The following is a 17,410-nucleotide window of genomic DNA, read 5'->3' as shown; positions in this document are numbered from 1 at the left end:
CTTTTCTAGCACGCCGGCAAAACCCCGCGCAAGAAGATGTTTGGTTTCTTAGGACAAATTCTTAGGGTTCAGGGTTTAGGGTTCAGGGTTCAGGGGTCGGGGGAAAACAAAAGGGATGAAAAGGGCTAATAGTTCGAAGATTGAGAGCCCCAAATCCCAAAGGTCCCAAATTTTCTGTCATTCGACAGATCATGTTTTATCGAGTTGTTTTCGACTGCGATGTCGTGGTCCAGCGGTCGCTTTCCGAACTGGTTTGGCAACGTTTCTGTTCAGCGCTTCAGGAACCAATGGTCGGAGCGTTTCAACGACCTGCTCCACAATTTGCCGCACTTCGGGCGAGAGTTTTTCAATCAGGGCCTCGTCGCCGGTTTTCAGGTAATCAATCGCCCGGACTAGAGGAAAGAACTGGTCTTCCAGAGGAGATTCGCTTATCAATCTTCGGGCAAAATTGATCTGTTCCCATTCAACAAGCTGATTGAAGGTAAATGAAACCAAATTCAATAATGCTTGTTTCAACTTACCTGACAAATCATTAAAATTATCCAAACCTAATTTCCAGTTTTGTTCTGCTGATTCAAAGTTGCCTTTTATAACTTCCCAGCTAAATAATCCCCAATAGGCAATTGCTAATTCACCCTTGGCCAATTCGTCTTCTGGATCGAGCTTGAGTGCTTGTTTTATAAACTTGATTGAATCACTAATCTTTTCAAACTCAATAGAGTGAATAGCATAGAGAATTTGGGCTAGACCTCGTGCACACAAGGCTAATGTATCATTTGGAGTGATTCTTAGTAGTTTATCAAAACTGTTGATCGCTTGTTCGAAGTTACCCTGCTTTAATTGAATGAGCCCACTGTCCAATAAAGTATCGCAATTATTTGGGTTGATAGTTAGCGCTTGATCAAAGTTTGCCCCTGCTTCCTCCAATTGCCCAAGCTCTTGGAGAATTCTTCCTTTCAGTATCCATGTGCTTTCCCCTCTCGGATCAATTTTCGACACCTCTTCTAGTTTTTGTAAGGCTTCCAAAGGCTGTCCGTTAGCTAGCGCATTTTGGCTTTCATTGAAAAGAAGTTTCATCTTTTTTACTTTACTTAGAGTAGTTTTAGCTACCTCTACATATTTTTGTATATCTTGATTGATTCTTTCAGTAACTTTGATTTTTTCCTCTTCATCTTCCATTGCTTCAGCCACTAGCTGGCGATAGTCAAGTGTGTTACTAGCTTTGCTTAAGTGATTCAATTGAATAAATTCCAGAAAACGCTCAGCTAATTTTTGGCTTTCTACTTTTATTTCTTCAGGGCTGAACCACGATTTTAGAAAGTTGACCAGCCACTGCATCTTTTGCCGGGCGTCGCGGCCAAACCGCATTTGGTGCCAGATGGCATAGAGCGGCTCGGAAAGCGTGTAAAACGAGCTTCTTCCAGACAAATTTGCCGACCGAACGTAGCCAAGCTCCGACAAGCGTTTGAGTTGTGCGCTGACTTGATTGGGTGAAAGGCGGGTATGGGTGGCAATCTCAGTCGGCGTCAGTCCTTCGTTGGTTTTGCTGCTGATACGGGCAATGTAATCCAGGATTTTTCGCTGTTGTGGCGGAAGGCTTTCGATTTTGGCTTTAAAGTAAGGGGTTACCTCGTCAAGTAATTTCTCCAGTGCCAGCCTGACCTCAGTGAGATCTGATTGAGTGACGACCCGATAGAGCATCAACACCAGTCGGGGATTTCCAGCCGCAAAATATTCCAGCACGCGGAGCCGGGTCAGGTTGGCTTTGAGCTTCTCCTCAAAATTTTCAATCTGGTCAACTTCGGCTCTCCGGCGTAACAATTCAAGCATTTGATCAAAGGTTAAATGCTTTAACTCAAAGATTTTAAAAAAATTATACAGCGGCTGATCATAGGCTCGTGCCTCCCGAAAAAAGGACACGGTACCACCAATGAGCATCAGGGTGCCATCGTTCATCAACACATCTCTGAGCCGGGCGTTATCGCGTTCATCATTGATTTGCTCCAAAATCATGTCGAAATTGTCAACGAGCAAGAGAAGCCGCTTCCCGTGCTTGTTCCGCCAATCTTTGAGCGCCGCCAGCCCAATTTCCTGTAATTCATCACTGTTTGAGTATTCAACCTCAAGCTGTTCAGTTTGTTTTCGGAGTTCTTCATCATTGGTGTCGGCTGCCAAAATGGTGAGTGATTCAATCCAAAAATCTGCTAAATCATTGATTCCATACGATTCTTCAGGAAATCTGACCGGTTGCCAGTTTTCTTTCAACTCTCCATCACGGGCTGCAAATTGGAGCATCAAGAGCATGGTGGTTTTTCCCATGCCGCGCGGGGCCAGAATAACGGCATGTTGAACTCCGGCCCCGTCCGGCTGGCGACGAATGAGTTCAACCAACTCGTCCAGGAGACCCTGTCGGCCAACAAATGTTTCTTTGATCTCCTCTTCCCGCATTGAGTCCAGGTTGTAAAAAAACTCCATGACGACTCCTCTGTGTTAAACCAGTTTACAGTGAAGTTCTTGCCTGTGTGAACAGTCAAATAATTCAATCAAATAAACTTAGCAAACTACTGACTACTGACTACTGACTATAAACTGGTATTAGATGGTAATGGACATTCCATAGTGCCGAAGCCACCAATCACGCAATAACTTGCAGGCAAAGCTATATTTCCTGCCTCTTGAATCAAAGCCCACATAAAAATCATTTTCCAGGTCGGTCATCAACCGGCTGAATTCTTCATGTGAAGGCTGAGAAACTTCACCTTTATATAACTGATAGGCTGCGTCTTGCGTGAGACCACTGACCACTGCCAGCTCGCGTAAAATGCGTTTAAGAGCCTTTTCTTGGTGTGGCAAATAGTAGCCGTGGAGTCGCCCGAAATAGTGATCAAAATATGACTTACAGTCTACGCCTAGAACTTTGTCGCGGTAGATTTTTTCAATCAAGCCGGGTGTGAGTTGAGTCGGTGACTGAGCCTGGGCTTTGATAATCTCAGAAAACAGAATCTGGATGAAATAGGGAACTCCCTCGCCAATCACCTGCAGAACCTTGCGTTTACAGGGATTTGAAAATGGCAGGTTGGCCCGTTGGGAAAGTTTATCGAGAAAGGCTTCAGCAACTTGTTTGGGGAACGGGTCCAATTTGATTTTTTCCAGGTCGTTGATTGAAGCAATTTCCCCAAGTTCATTCAAAACACGATCAATTCCAATGGACCCGGCAATCACAAACCGAACTTTGGTTTGCCCTGGGGCCTGACGAAGCGCCCGAAACCACCTGAGCAAGGTGATGACTTCCTGCCGTCTGGCATCGTTCATTCGCGCCATCCGGTCAATCATGACTGGGAATTCATCCAGAAAAAAAATAACTGGAGTTGGTGAATCGGCGATTTTTTTAAACAGTTCATCTCCATGAGCCTGCCATCTGGTGGCAATCTCTTCCTTCATCTTGATCTTGACCTTTACCAGTTCGATTTCCTGAATATGCTTTTTGAAAAGGCCAAATCCCTGTTTTGGGATCCAGGTAACGGTGTCAAGAATTTTAGAAAGTGCCGAATCTCTGGCAAATTGCTCCACCAGCTTGATCAGCAGATCAGCCGGGTCACAGACATGTTCGACATCAGCATGCACAATTTTGTATTCCCATTGTGGGACGTCCATGAGCCGATACATCACGCTTGTTTTCCCAAACCGACGCGGTGCTGCCAGCAGGATATTGGTTGTTTTGAGTTTGGTTGAGATCAGGTTGACAATCCCTTCCCTCCCAAAAAAATCATCTCCTCGGACTGGTGGACCAACCTGGTTATTGAGCATACTCAATTTTCCTTTATACAACAGGATTGTTATACAACAAATCTGTTGTATAACAATCCTGTTGTATAGCAAATCAGAAAAACTGTCAATTCAATACTTGAGCCAGCGCCAAAAACAACCCGGAACCCGGAACCCGGAATTCACATGGCAAACTCCTGGTCCGCTGTACTAATCTCAGCAAACTCCCACACCACCCTACAGATTCAGGAAGATTGTTATGGCACACATGTTGAGAAGACCTGGTTTAGGCATTGCTCTGGCGATGCTGGCAGTTTCGGGCAGTGGCTTTGGGCTGATGCACCCTGGAACTGCCGTAGCCCAGGTTCAGGAAATGCAGGTCTCTAGCGCTCCCTCCCCCTTTGGTGCTCCGTTGACCCAGGATGAAATTATGGCGCGCGTCCGGACAGCCTATTCAAAGGCCCTTGACCCGGATGATATTGCGGCTGACATTGACCGCCGGGGAATTGATTTTGCCGTGGAGTCGGCGTATGCCAACAAAATCAAATTCTTCCGGGCCGCCGTGGTCTCCAATGCCCTGTGGCGGGCAGAAGATCGCCGCAAAGCCTTGATCGCCCGCCCTCTCAACCCCCAAACCCTGGATGATCACCCTGAACAGGACAAACCGGAGTTCAAATCCCTTCCTTTCATTGAACAGGCCCGTGTCATGGCGCTCGCCTATGTCAGCAGCCTGCCGAATTTTGTGGTTCGGGAGCAAGTCCAGCGATACCTCAAGCAACCATCAACACCCTGGAAATTAGGCGATTACCTGGAAATTGAGGTCAGTTACCTTGCTGAACGGGGTGAAGAACTCAAGCTCAAACAGAAGAACGGTAGCTCAACCAATCTCACCCTGGATCAAATCGGAGGGTTGACCTCGACTGGCCAGTTTGCGGGCCAACTGGCTTCCCTTTTTAGTCCAGAATCAAAAGCCGAGTTTGTCGAACAGGGAAAAGTCAATTTTTACGGTCAGCCATGTATTGTGTATTCCTACCGTGTGGCCAAACCTAATTCCAAACAGTTGCTCAAGGTTGAAAAAGCCCAGGTTGTAACCGGGTACCGTGGACAGGTCTACATCCACCGCGACACATGGCAGGTGCTGCGGATGGAACAGGAAGCCGTTGAAATTCCATCTGATTTTCCGTTAACGGCTGCTTCCTCGACGGTTGATTTCGGCTGGGTATCGCTCAGCGACCGTGATTTCCTGCTTCCGGTCTATGCCCAGGTCACGTTGACGAGCAAACAGGTCAACACCACCGGAATGAACTGTATTGCCTTCCACAAATACAGCAAGTTTGAAACCGATGTGAAGATTGTAGATTGATTTGAAATTATGAATTATGAATTATGAATTATGAAGAAAGAATAGATTGTGTTTTCAGTAAAATACAGCTTGGTAACCCTAACTTTGCGATAGAGATCTGGATTTCATAATTCATAATTCATAATTCATAATTCCTTATGTCTCACCGACCTCACCTCTCCCAACTCGGGTTGATTGTGACTGCCTTGCTGGCATTTGGTTTAGCATATCAGGAATGGCCGCTGTCGGTAGGGTGTGCCATTGGGGTTCTTTCCGCTTATGCCAACCGGTTTGAATTTGGATGGCCGTCGCTCAATCGAATCAAAAGCACCGGAATTGTAATTCTGGTGCTGCTGCTGGTTTCGGTTGGGTACTATTTTGTGTCCTTTTCAGACATTACTCCGGCAGCCAGCCTCATTCGCGGTTTTTTCTTTGAGCTGGTTGCCGTATGGGTCTGGTATCTTCCTCCGCGCCGGCAGTGGCGGGATGCCGGTGTGGTTGCCTGCAGCACCTTTCTGGCGTTGGCCGCCGGGATGTCATTGAATAATGCCAATCGGCAACTTGTCTTTTTGATGCTTTGCCTGTTTGGGATACAGGTGTTGGGAGAATTGATTCGGGGGCATCTCACCCAATACCAGCGCACTTTTGCCACAAAAAGAGAAAAATTCAGATACTGGGGAGTCATCTGCTTGATCAGTGTGGTTATTGTTGGAATGACGGTGGTTGGGAGTACCACACTCAATCTGGTCAGCCGCAATCTGTTTCGAATTGTTGGCTGGCTTGAATCAGCCTCTGGGACTGGACTCGATTCCTTTTCGGATCAGATGGGCGCTTCCGGAAGTTTAATTCTGTCTCGCCAAAGCAGTTTGGTGCTCGAACCCACGATTGTGGCAACTGTTGATGGTTTAAACCCGCCCGGATATTTACGGACCCAGGTTTTTTCGGTTTATACCGAACGCGGATGGGAAACCGAGAGAAGCCAGGCGCAACCACTCCCATCAGATTGGGTTTCGACAACCGATACGGCCCAGCAGGTTTTGTTCCCTGCTCCAACCCACCCAACTCTGGGAAACACGCCCCATCCCGCCTCATCGGGTTTGACCAGACAGGTTCAATTGTTTGCCGACTTCCATGGTGTATTGCCGTTAAGCTATGGAACCACAGGCTTTACAGTTGATAAATCAATCGGTTTGAAGCAATCCCGTGGCCCATCCATCTGGTGTCTTCAGAGTGCTAAACTCACGCAGTATCAGTTTTCCGCTCCATTTCCAGTTCAAACTGACCAGCTTTCACCGCAAACTCTATCCGACAGTGAACTGGCGCTTCAGAAGGCCATTCCTCCCGAGCTGGTGACTCAATTACAACCCATTGCGCACGACGTCATTGGCGGACCACCGATCTCATCACTTGAAGCCGCCCGGCGAGTGGAAACATTTTTCCGCACCCAGTTTGTCTATTCGCTGGATGTCAAACTCAATCCGAAGGGGGATCCAATCGTTGATTTTATTCAAAACCGGCGGCCAGCATATTGTAAATACTATGCTTCCGGGATGGTTTTGCTTTTACGTTCAATAGGGATTCCGGCCCGAGTTGCCGCCGGGTTTTACACCCAGGAACTCAATGGGGCCAGTGTGCGGTGGATTGTTCGCCAGCAACACGCCCATGCCTGGTGCGAAGTCTATGACCAGGAATCACTTCGATGGGTACCTTTTGACCCAACCCCGCCCACCGTCCTCAATTATGACCGGGAGCAAGGATTTGCCCGGTGGTGGAAAGCGGCCATAACCTGGCTGAGCCTGATTGGAAAAAAGCTCATTGTGGAGATTGCTCACCTGAATCTGGCCAATCTCATGCAAAAATCCTGGAACAACATGAAAAATGCGGGCTTGACGGCCTGGGGAATCGGCCTGACTTTTGCCCTGACTGGTTTTCTGTTATATAAAATCAGATTCCGATTATCACTGGGTTCACTCAACGCGACACGTTTTGCAAAGTTTTTCTTGTGGCGCCGCACTAAACCTGAAGTTTCCACCACTGAAGACTTACTGGCGGATGTATTCAGGGCGTTCCAGGTTGCGGGGTTCACTGTGCGGGATTCTGAAACAGTGGCTGAGTTTATTGAACGGGTTGAACAGACCATCAAAACAGAGGATGAACCAGGAAACCCGGACTCGAAACCACATTCTGTGCCTGATTTGCAGGATGCGCTCCGCCAGATTCGCACGTTTTTTGAAGCTTATCAGGATATTCGTTACTCACCGTCCCATCAGACAACACGTTTGACAACCGATCACCACCACCAATTGCGTGGACTGGCTCACCAGGCAGTTGAGACGGTTCGTCGAATGAGCCTTGACCAACCCCCCGCTCGTACCGCCGGGCACCGACCGACCACACCGAGCTAATGAACGATTCTAACCACATCCCACAACCGGAACGGGAAGCTTTATTACAGGAACTCCAGGCGCTGCGCGAAGAAAACGAGCAGTTGCGGGCGCTTGAATCCGGTTATAAGCGGGCGATGGAATTGCTTCGCGAGCGTGAAACCAGAGCGCGAATTTCGGCAGCCCGGAAAATTGTCGAAGCCACTCCCATCGTCGAAAACAATTTTCAATCCACTCCGAATGGCGAGTTGCTCAATGCCGTATTACGGGTGCTTCCGATTGGGGTCTGGATTATTGACCGGGCAGGTTGCATTCTGTATGAAAACCTGGCTGGGCAACAGATGTGGGCCGGGGTGAAGCAGGCATCCAGCAATATCAAGGGACCAAAGTCCGTATGGTCGCTTGAAACAACCAGGCAGGTGAAAGCCCACGAATGGGCGATTGCCCGTGCCATCACCCAAAGCGAGACCTCGCTCAATGAGGAAGTCGTTACCATTGAATATCTCAATGGCAACCGACGTTCGATTTTGAATTCGGCGATTCCCATCTGGACCGAATCCCATACTTTTGCGGCGGCGCTGGTGATGAATCAGGATGTAACCGATGCCCAGCAAGCCAGTGAAAATCTGCAGCGGCTCAATGAATTTCTCGAATATCGGGTCTATGAGCGAAATCAGCAATTTGAAGTGATGTATCGTGAGTTAAAAGGCGAAATTGCCGAGCGCAAACGCACCGAAGAACAACTTCATCTTTTCCGGTCAGCAGTGGTTCACGCCCAGGACAGTATTTACATCCTTGAACCAAGTCTGGCGGATCCGCAAACCCTGGTCATTACCTATGTCAATGATGCCTTTACCCGATTGACAGGCTATGAACCTGACGAAGTGTATGGGAAACCGCCAACCATTTTGTATGGTCCTAAAACCGATCCCGCCGAAGTTGCCCGGTTTCGGGCAATTCGCCTCCATGAAAAACCCGTGGTGACCGAGGCCATCAATTACCGCAAGGAAGGCACCGAGTTTTGGGTTGAATCAAGCATCGTTCCCTTTGCCAACAAACGCGGCCACGTCTATTGGGTGGTCATCAGCCGCGATACCACTGAACGCAAACGAGCCGAAGTGGCACTTCGAGAAAAGACGGCTGAACTCCAGGCGGTATTTGAAGCCATCCCCGACCAGATGTTTCGGCTTGACCTTGACGGGAAAATTGTGGATTTCTTTGCGGGTTCCTCCGCCGATTACAATGTCACGACCAGCGAATTGCTTGGGCAGCGAATCAGCACCCTTTTGCCCCCCGATGTGGCCGATCCCTTGCTCCAGGCAATGCAATGGGTCCATCAAACCGACAAAATGGCAACGGTTGAGTATTCGCTGCATAACCAGCCTGGACCCGAACGCCATTTTGAAGCCCGGTTTTTGCCCTTTCCGGACAATGAAATTATTAGTCTGGTTCGTGATATCACCGAGCGCAAACGAGCCGAACGAGCTCTGTTGGAAAGCGAAGAACGCTATCGCGAGATGTTTGAGGCCGACCTTACCGGCAACTATATCTCCCACCCTGACGGCACCCTCATCACCTGCAACCAGATCTTTGCCACCATGTTCGGGTTTGAAACCCCGGATGAAGCCAAACAACACAACATGGCTTCGTGGTACTCAACCCTGAGAGACCACGATGCGTTTCTGACCGATTTATGTTTGAACAAGCGACTTTTTTATCCTGAAGTCCAGGTCCTGAGAAAAGATGGTCAGTCAATGTTTATCGCTGAAATCGTGGCTGGGGTGTTTGATCAATCCGGGTCACTCACCCAACTGCGAGGGGTTTGCCTCGATGTCACCGAACGCAAGCTGGCCAGTCAAGCCCTGCTGGAAAGCCAGAAGCAAATTGCATTGCTGGTTGAAACTATTCCCTATGGCATTCTGGAAATTCAACCCGACGGTCTCATAACTTTTGCCAATGCCTATGCGCACAACATTTTTGACTATACCAACAATGAAGTCGTCGGCCACAGTGCCTGGTTATTGTTGCAACCCTATGGGTCTCCCACAGTCAAAGCCCAGTTTGAATCGTTCCTGGATGAACAACCGCTTCCGTTCACGTTGGAACTTCAGACCTTAACCAGGTTTGACCGTCCGGTTGACTTGCAGGTGGATTGGAACTACAAGCGGAATCAATATGACCAGATCATTGGGTTTGTCCTGGTCATTACCGACGTCACGGAGCGCAAGCGGGCTAAAAGTGCGCTGTTAAAAACTGAGCAACGGCTTGAACTGGTCCTGCAAGGCGCCAACCTGGGTTTATGGGATTGGAACCTTGAAAGTGATAAAGTGGTCTATAGCCAGCGGTGGGCCGAAATGCTGGGGTATTCCACTGATGAGATTGAACCTACCTTTCAACAACAACTGCGATTGACCCACCCGGATGATCGAGCCAGGGTTGAAGAAAGCATCGCCGCGCACCTCAAGAAGCTGATTCCTTTTTTCCAGGCCGAACAACGCCTGAAGGCTAAAAATGGTACCTGGAAATGGTTTCTGGTCAGCGGCAAGGTGATTGACTGGTCACCTGAAGGGAAGGCAATTCGCGCCGCTGGCACTCACCTGGACATCACTGAGTACAAACTGTTGCAAGGTCAACTGACTCAATCCCAAAAAATGGAGAGCATCGGGCGGCTGGCAGGCGGGATTGCCCATGATTTCAATAATTTGTTGACCATTATTTTGGGATACACCCAGTTGCTCAAACGGCGGTTTCAACACGAAGACAGTTCCGCGACGACCTCGCTCCTGAGCATTATCACGGCTGCCGAGCGGGGGGCCACTCTGACCCGTCAGTTGTTGGCCTTTGCCCGGCAACAAACAATTGAACCTCATATTTTGAATCTCAATACTCGCATCTCGGAGATGCAGGAGACGCTCCTCCCGCTGATTGGTGAGCACATCGAAGTCAAAACCATTTTGGCCCCAGACTTGCCGAAAATAAAAATTGATTCCAGCCAGTTTGAACAAATTCTGCTCAATCTGATTGTCAACGCCCGTGATGCCATGCCCAAAGGTGGCACTCTGGTTATCGAAACCCAGCACGTTGAACTTGGCCCTGAGTTTAACCGGCAGACCACTGGCCTGATACCGGGTCCCTATGTCCAGCTTTCAGTGACAGATAATGGAGTTGGGATTGCCCCGCACAACTTCGAACATATCTTTGAGCCCTTTTTCACAACCAAAGAGCAAGGAAAAGGCACCGGGCTTGGACTTTCAACCTGTTACGGGATCGTCAAACAAAATCACGGGCACATCACTTTCTACAGTGATCCCACGGTGGGAACGGTCTTTAAAGTCTTTTTCCCGGTCTGGCAGGAAACCAATCGCCGATCAACCCTGCCCAGCCTTCCACCGCAGGTTTTTCGTGGAACGGAAACAATCTTACTCGTTGAAGACGAGCCTGCCGTGAGAACCATGGCCAGGGATATTTTGTCGGACCTGGGGTATAAAGTTTTTGAAGCTGGGGACGGTGCACTGGCCAGGGATATGGCCAAAAACTACCGGGAGCCGATCCATTTATTGATTGCCGATATCGTGATGCCCCGACTGGGAGGCGTTGAATTAAGCAGTCAGATCAGGGCAATTCGGCCTGACCTCAAGGTGCTTTATATCTCGGGATATACCGAAGGTCTGGTTTCAGTCCAGCAACTCCTGACAGAAGGGACGGCTTTTCTTCCCAAACCCTTTTCGATTACGCAGTTGTTGTCACGCGTCCGCGAACTGCTCGACGCACCCTCTGGGAATGAAGAAAGAAGAAAGAAGAAAGAAGAAAGTGGTTAGTGGTTAGTGGTTAGTGGTTAGAAATCAATACTTTCGGAGAAGAACCAGGAACCAAGAACTAACTACAAGTCCCCATAAAAGGGGGATGAAATTCGACCACTCGCTGGCAGAAACATTGGTTTTCGCCCGGATGGGCGGTGGAAAATAGCCGGTGGCAAGTGTCGCTTTGGACACGCGGCCACCGGACAGAGCCGCCATCACGGGTTTGCGCCCGGATGGGCGCTGGAACAGGAGTCGTGAGCCAGAAGCCGAAAATTCCACGAAAACCGGGACCCGAACCAGCTTCCAGCGCCCATCCGGGCGCGAACCACTCCAGACCGACACTCCGGTGGTATGCCCAAAGCGGCAAACCACCGGCTATTGTCCGGCGCCCATCCGGGCGAAAGCCAATTCGGAATCACCAAAATTCCATCCCCCATTTATGGGGACTTGTACTAACCACTAACCACTAACCACCAACCACTAACCACTAATCACTAATATTTTCTTCACTCCAACGCTTGCATCCATTCCGGAACTGTCGGAAGCTGGTTGTTTTCAACGCATTGTGTCCATTCAGCTTTGGTGAGACGTTGGGTTCCGGTTGACCGGAACTCATAATGGCTAAACACAGGTCCGCCATAGAGAATCGTGCCGTCCGTTGATTCAACGCCAACCACCATCAAGTTGACCGGGCCAATCGCCTGATGGAGCACACCTCCCGGATCGCCTAACCGCGCATCCGGCCCGGCGGTGTGGACATCGGCAATGACATAATCTTCCCTGGCACACAGCCACGGCCCGGGATAAAACAATTTTGGATACCACCCGCGATATTCGGCCCGACCTGACCCTTCATTGACCTCGGCCACGTCCCGTAAAAATCGGATTTCTTCAGCCGAAAGGGCGTCGTGATTGAGTTGTTTGCAGGCAATTTCTTTGAGTGTGTTGAGCGTGTCGGAAAAGCGAGTGAGAAATTCAATCCATCTGACTGAAATTTCTGGTCGGGGGTGATGACGGACCTCTGTATCCTCATCAGTCTCAATGATTTCAATATCTACGGGTGTCACCGCTGGCTGTATGAATTTTGTTCTCTCAAGAAGCGTGCGGAACTGATTGACCATCGTTTGAAAACGCTCCCAAAAGGCCGGCACTGGCTCGACATACCCCGCCGGGAACGAACATCCAATGTGCCCTGTGTACGGCTGTTTGGCATAGAGCAGCGTGTCGTGTTTGAGTTGTGTCCACGAAGCCAGTTGTGTGTTGAGCGTTTTCATCGCCCAGGCGTGGGTGCGAAAAACCTCCGGGTATTCCGGGCTGGTGGTTGGTTTGGATAATTCCCGCAAGGTCGCCAGCCAGAGGGCATAAATGCTTGAATTCCACGCACGTTCGGGCTGCTCATCAATAACTTTTCGGAGCGCCGCCAACTGATGCTGATAGGGCAATCCATCCCGAAACGGAACACCGTCAGATGTTTGAATCCGGTCCACTAAAAATGGCACCGTGTCATCATTTCCCAGTACTGAAAAAGCGATATCCAGGCAGGATGGGATCCGCCGGGGGACTTTCTGGCCGTTCCATTCGATTCGGTCAAAGGTACACTGCCCCAGGGCCCAGCCGTCAAGGTTAAATCGTTGCCCGAAAAGACAAAATGACCGGGGGAGTATCTTCCGCTCTGGTCCAACGGGAGATTCAAATGATTCACCGGCAATCTGTTGAACGCCAAGCAAACCTTCATCAATCATTGTTTGGAGGCGTTGAAGTTGTGACTCATCCGTGATGTTTGAGATTGAGGTCATTCCAGCCATTGAAAACAAGAACTTGAGGTCATCAAAATTCATCGAATCCGCCGGTCCAATCAATTCAGTCAACAGTCGGTCAAAATGCTGCCAGGTTTCATATTTTCCAGACCGCTGCAGCAGGTCGTATAAAACCAGGGCCACCCCAAGTTCACGGAGCGAGCAGTCTTCCGGGTTTTCCGCCACCCGTAAATCAATCTGCCCACACCACATCATGGCTCGAAAATAGTTTTGTAAATCAATGGTTTCAGTATATTTGCCACGTGGTTTGAATTGTGAAAAATCAACAGTTCGAGACTTTCCAAAAAGCTCAAATTGCTGTGATTGTTCACCTTTGATGGCTGCCAGTGTCGAGGTTACCCGTGGTGAACAGGCAGGTTTTTCCAAAAATGCGGCTGGTACTTGATCTGGGGTTAAGATACCAAGATCGAGGAATTTCCGAATGATTGAAAAGAATCTCTGCCCTTCACCCTCAGCAGAATCTTCAATGTCAGGTCTGCTGGCATAATACAGAATGTTTTCAACCGTCAGTTTGCATTCGGAGTAATAGATGACCGAATTTTCTTCACGGGTTAAATGGTATTTGATTGACGGATCCGTTTTTGATTGAAGGGTATAGCACAAATAGTTCCCCGAAAATTCACAGAATTCACCTCGCTCTGGATCATTCTCTCGAAGGATTTCCCATCGCTCATTCAGATCAGGAAAAATCCAGTTTCCAGTTCCAAGTGGGATAAACCCATCGCCTTCAACCAGTGCCTTTGCCACCGATAGAAAATACTCGGCATCATTGAGGCTTTCACCCAAAATTCCGCTGCCATATTCAGCTTTGGCATGTGAGATTTGAGCCAGCATTCCGTCACAAATTTCACGGAGCATCCACGACAATCCATTGGCTTCAATGTCCGTCAAAATGCGATCAAACGACCGGTGCCAGGCGTGCAAAATCGAATCCGAAGTGATAAACACAGGTAAGTCTTCAGAATAAATTTTGTAATAGAGTTGCCCAAAACTATCTGATTGTAAACGACTTGTGATCACAAAGCCGTTCTTTCGCACCTGAGTTTGTTCGTGAGTGGTTAACGGCAATCGCCCGGCAAAACCGGCATAATTTGGCTTTTCTAAAGCCTTTTCAGGCGCGAGGTAGCCTTTTCCAAGATTAACCTGCCCAATGTTCCAGGAAATGTGATCCAAAAATGTGTGGCTGCGGTCAAATTGGGTTTGAAACTCCTCGACTGTGATTTGCCCGATGTGTTCCTGGGCTTCAGCCAGTTCACCTTTCAGCCCAATGAGTTCTTCAGGCGATTGAACAAATAAAATCTTATCTGTCATAGAATTACCTCCAGTTGAATAGAATTCGCCGATGTCCACGAAAGGAAGAAATAAGCGAAACTCCCTCGACCTGATCGAGAAAGAGCGGTAGAAACAGAATCCCAAGCATAGCACGAGCCCCGATCAACAAGCGTAAAAATCTGTTGCCCCCAACTTTCAAGCGTGCGCTCATTTGAATGAACCGACTTTCACAAACCAAACTGATTCGCTCACAACTCCGGCTTTTTCAAAGCTGGGTTGAAGGGTTGCGAATTGCTCTCGATGCGGTGCTTTCCAATCGCCTTCGTTCAGGATTGACCATTATTGGGGTCGTGATTGGAATCGCGGTTGTCACGCTGGTGGCTGCTTTGCTGGAAGGCGCGCAACGATTTATTGCCGACACGGCGGCTGGATTGGGGCCAGGGATTGTTCGAATTGAGAAAGCTGCTTTTCAAGACTTTCAAGGTGACGGCCAGGCATTTGTCGAAGCCCGCGCCAAACGTCCTGATATCACCATCGAACAGTTATCCCGGCTCCGCGAACGGTTAGGAAAACGCCTCGACATCGGTGGTCAGGTGGATGCTTCACTGCCGGTTCAAAACGGGAATCGGTCACTGGATGGCATTGTGTTTCAAGGGGTTACACCAAATATCACGGCACTCAGTGCTTTGAAATTGCAATGGGGCCGTGAATTAACACCGCTTGATGATCAATATCGGCGGGCAGTGTGTGTCATTGGCTCGGACGTGGCTGAGTATCTGTTCCCAACTGACATTCCCGTCGGCAAGCTGATCAAACTTGGCACCAATCAATATGAAGTGGTTGGCGTCTATGCTCCACGTGGGTCGTCAATCGGAGCTTCACAGGATGGATTTGTTCAGGTGCCGCTGGGAACGTACGCCAAAGCTTTTGGTGCGCGTTCGCGTTCGATTGCCATCCTTGCCAAAGCGAAGCCGGAATATGAACTCTCAACTGCTGAACTGGTCGAACAGGTCGAATTTGGCATGCGTCAGGTGCGGCGGCTTCAACCCTCTGAAGAAAATGACTTTAGCGTTACAACCGCGAAAAGTATCGAAGCCTTTGCCGGCCAAATCACCGGGATTGTCGCCGCTGTTTTATATCCACTCACTACCATTGCCCTTGTGGTTGGTGGAATCGTGGTGATGAACATGATGCTGGCTTCTGTCACCGAACGAACCCGCGAAATCGGTATTCGCATGGCGCTTGGTGCCAGTAAGAAAGATATTCTGATCCAGTTTTTAACTGAATCAGTGCTGCTGACCAGCTTTGGAGGAGTTGTCGGAATTGGGTTGGCGGCTGGTTTAATCTGGACGGTTGTCAAACTCACGGCGTTACCGCTTCGACTTCCGCTCTGGGCGCTGGGCGCTTCGCTGGCGCAATCCCTGCTGGTCGGTATTGTCTTCGGCGTTGTTCCCGCTCGGAGAGCTGCCAAACTTGACCCGATTGAAGCTTTGAGAACAGAGTGAGTTAGGAGTCAGGGTTCGGGGTTCAGGGTTCAGGGTCTTCGAAATTCTGCCCCCCCGAACCCCGAACCCCGAACCCCGAACCCCGAACCCCGAACCCCGAACCCCGAACCCCGAACCCCGAACCCCGAACCCCGAACCCCGAACATGCGTCACCAACTTCTAAAAGACATTTTCATTACGGTTCTGGAATCGTTGCGGGCCAATAAACTGCGGTCAGCCTTGACACTGCTGGGCGTCATCATTGGTGTGACGGTCGTGGTGATGGTTGGTGCGGTGTTGACCGGGCTTTCGGCTCGAATTGCCGCCATTAGCGAACGCAGCGCGCCAAATGTGATTTATTTCACCAAAGAAGAAAAAATTGGCCCTTCATTTCGCTCCCCAACGCCGGAAGAACGCCAGCGCAAAGACTTGACCTATGAGGATGCTCTGGCCGTAGTGGCGTTGGATTCTCCGCTGGGTGTTTCACCACAGAAAATTCGCGGGAGTTACGGACCGACAGCGGATAAGCCCACTATGACTGCCCGTGGCCGCGAAGCAATCAACCCGCTGGTGTTGGGTGTGTGGGATAATTTCCCGGATCTGGTTTCAGTCAATATTGAAAATGGACGCTTTTTTACTGAGACCGAGCGTCGAAACCGGTCACAGGTGGTGGTGATTGGCTCAGGGATTGCCCGCCAGTTGTTTGATACCCTGGATCCGATAGGTGAAGAAGTGAAAATTGACGGTAGCCTGTATCGGGTCATCGGTGTGCTGGCCTCGGCGGCAGGTCAGGGAGTGATTGGCAGCGACGAACTCGACGAACGAATCGTCTACGCGCCATTTGAAACGGTTGCCAAACAATACCCGAATATCGAAGGCGTCGTGATTGTGGTTCGGGCCCCGACTGGCAAAGTTGACGAAGTTACTGACCATGTCACCGCAACCCTTCGCATCCGCCGGAAAGTCTCCACCGAAGCCCCAAACAATTTCGGCGTCAATCGGGCCGAACAGGTCTTTGATGCCGTCAATCAAATTTTAGCCGGGCTGGCCTTGATCGTGGTGCCGGTTGCACTGGCCGGACTTCTGGTCGGAGGCGTCGGCGTGATGAATATCATGCTGGTTTCAGTCACTGAACGAACAGCCGAAATTGGCGTTCGGCGTGCGATTGGCGCTCGCAAACGAGATATTTTGACTCAATTTTTGATTGAATCGGTGATTTTGACGACGTTTGGCGGCATCATCGGAATTGTGGTTGGGCTTGGTATTGCCTTGATCATTCGTCTGGTAATCAGCTTTCCGGTGGCGGTTCCACTTTGGGCGATTCTGGCTGGATTTGGAACTTCGGCCACGGTGGGACTGATTGCCGGAATGTACCCGGCAGTTCGAGCCGCCAAAATGGACCCGGTGGTGGCAATTCGAAATATGTGAACCGAACCAGGGCTCAGGGCAATCGAAGGGATGAGGGATGAAGGATGAAGGATGAAATAAAACCAGTTCTTTAACCCAATGTCTGCAGCCCGTTTTCTTCAGCCCCAAGCCCTCGGCT

9 protein-coding genes are annotated in these 17,410 nt (G+C 49.6%); 6 read left to right on the top strand and 3 right to left on the bottom strand.

Features of this window, described 5'->3' with window-relative positions:
• Positions 1-189: 189 nt before the first annotated feature.
• Entirely contained in the window at positions 190-2,475 is a 2,286-nt protein-coding gene (locus tag HY774_25885) for a tetratricopeptide repeat protein (protein MBI4751931.1), read from the bottom strand.
• Between the two features lie 120 nt (positions 2,476-2,595).
• Positions 2,596-3,807, bottom strand: a complete 1,212-nt coding sequence (locus HY774_25880; GenBank protein ID MBI4751930.1) for a hypothetical protein — start codon at positions 3,805-3,807, stop codon at positions 2,596-2,598.
• Positions 3,808-4,024: 217 nt separating this feature from the next.
• On the opposite strand from HY774_25880, the gene HY774_25875 reads away from it, so the two are divergent.
• The 4 genes from HY774_25875 (at position 4,025) to HY774_25860 (ending at position 11,754) form a co-directional block, all read left to right on the top strand.
• Entirely contained in the window at positions 4,025-5,128 is a 1,104-nt protein-coding gene (locus HY774_25875) for a hypothetical protein (GenBank protein ID MBI4751929.1), read from the top strand.
• A gap of 137 nt (positions 5,129-5,265) precedes the next feature.
• The gene (locus HY774_25870) at positions 5,266-7,512 is read left to right on the top strand and encodes a transglutaminase domain-containing protein (protein ID MBI4751928.1); all 2,247 of its coding nucleotides are present in this window, start codon (positions 5,266-5,268) and stop codon (positions 7,510-7,512) included.
• On the top strand, positions 7,512-11,309 hold the full coding sequence (locus tag HY774_25865; protein ID MBI4751927.1) for a PAS domain S-box protein: 3,798 nt from the start codon (positions 7,512-7,514) through the stop codon (positions 11,307-11,309). Before HY774_25870 ends, HY774_25865 begins: the two co-directional genes overlap by 1 nt.
• A gap of 151 nt (positions 11,310-11,460) precedes the next feature.
• Positions 11,461-11,754: a hypothetical protein gene (locus HY774_25860; protein ID MBI4751926.1), complete on the top strand. Its 294-nt coding sequence runs from the start codon at positions 11,461-11,463 to the stop codon at positions 11,752-11,754.
• Positions 11,755-11,797: 43 nt separating this feature from the next.
• Here the strand turns inward: HY774_25860 and HY774_25855 are convergent, their stop codons facing one another.
• Entirely contained in the window at positions 11,798-14,419 is a 2,622-nt protein-coding gene (locus HY774_25855) for a DUF3160 domain-containing protein (GenBank protein MBI4751925.1), read from the bottom strand.
• A 176-nt stretch (positions 14,420-14,595) separates the two neighbouring features.
• Between HY774_25855 and HY774_25850 the strand changes: the two genes are divergently transcribed.
• Together HY774_25850 and HY774_25845 are read left to right on the top strand one after the other, a co-directional pair.
• The gene (locus HY774_25850) at positions 14,596-15,885 is read left to right on the top strand and encodes an ABC transporter permease (GenBank protein MBI4751924.1); all 1,290 of its coding nucleotides are present in this window, start codon (positions 14,596-14,598) and stop codon (positions 15,883-15,885) included.
• A 144-nt stretch (positions 15,886-16,029) separates the two neighbouring features.
• Positions 16,030-17,292: an ABC transporter permease gene (locus HY774_25845; protein ID MBI4751923.1), complete on the top strand. Its 1,263-nt coding sequence runs from the start codon at positions 16,030-16,032 to the stop codon at positions 17,290-17,292.
• Positions 17,293-17,410 lie beyond the last annotated feature (118 nt).

The sequence above is a fragment of the Acidobacteriota bacterium genome, from assembly GCA_016208495.1.
Classification (GTDB): Bacteria; Acidobacteriota; Blastocatellia; order Chloracidobacteriales; family Chloracidobacteriaceae; genus JACQXX01.
Note: the sequence above shows the minus strand (reverse complement) of the source record. Positions and strands in the feature narration are given on the sequence as shown.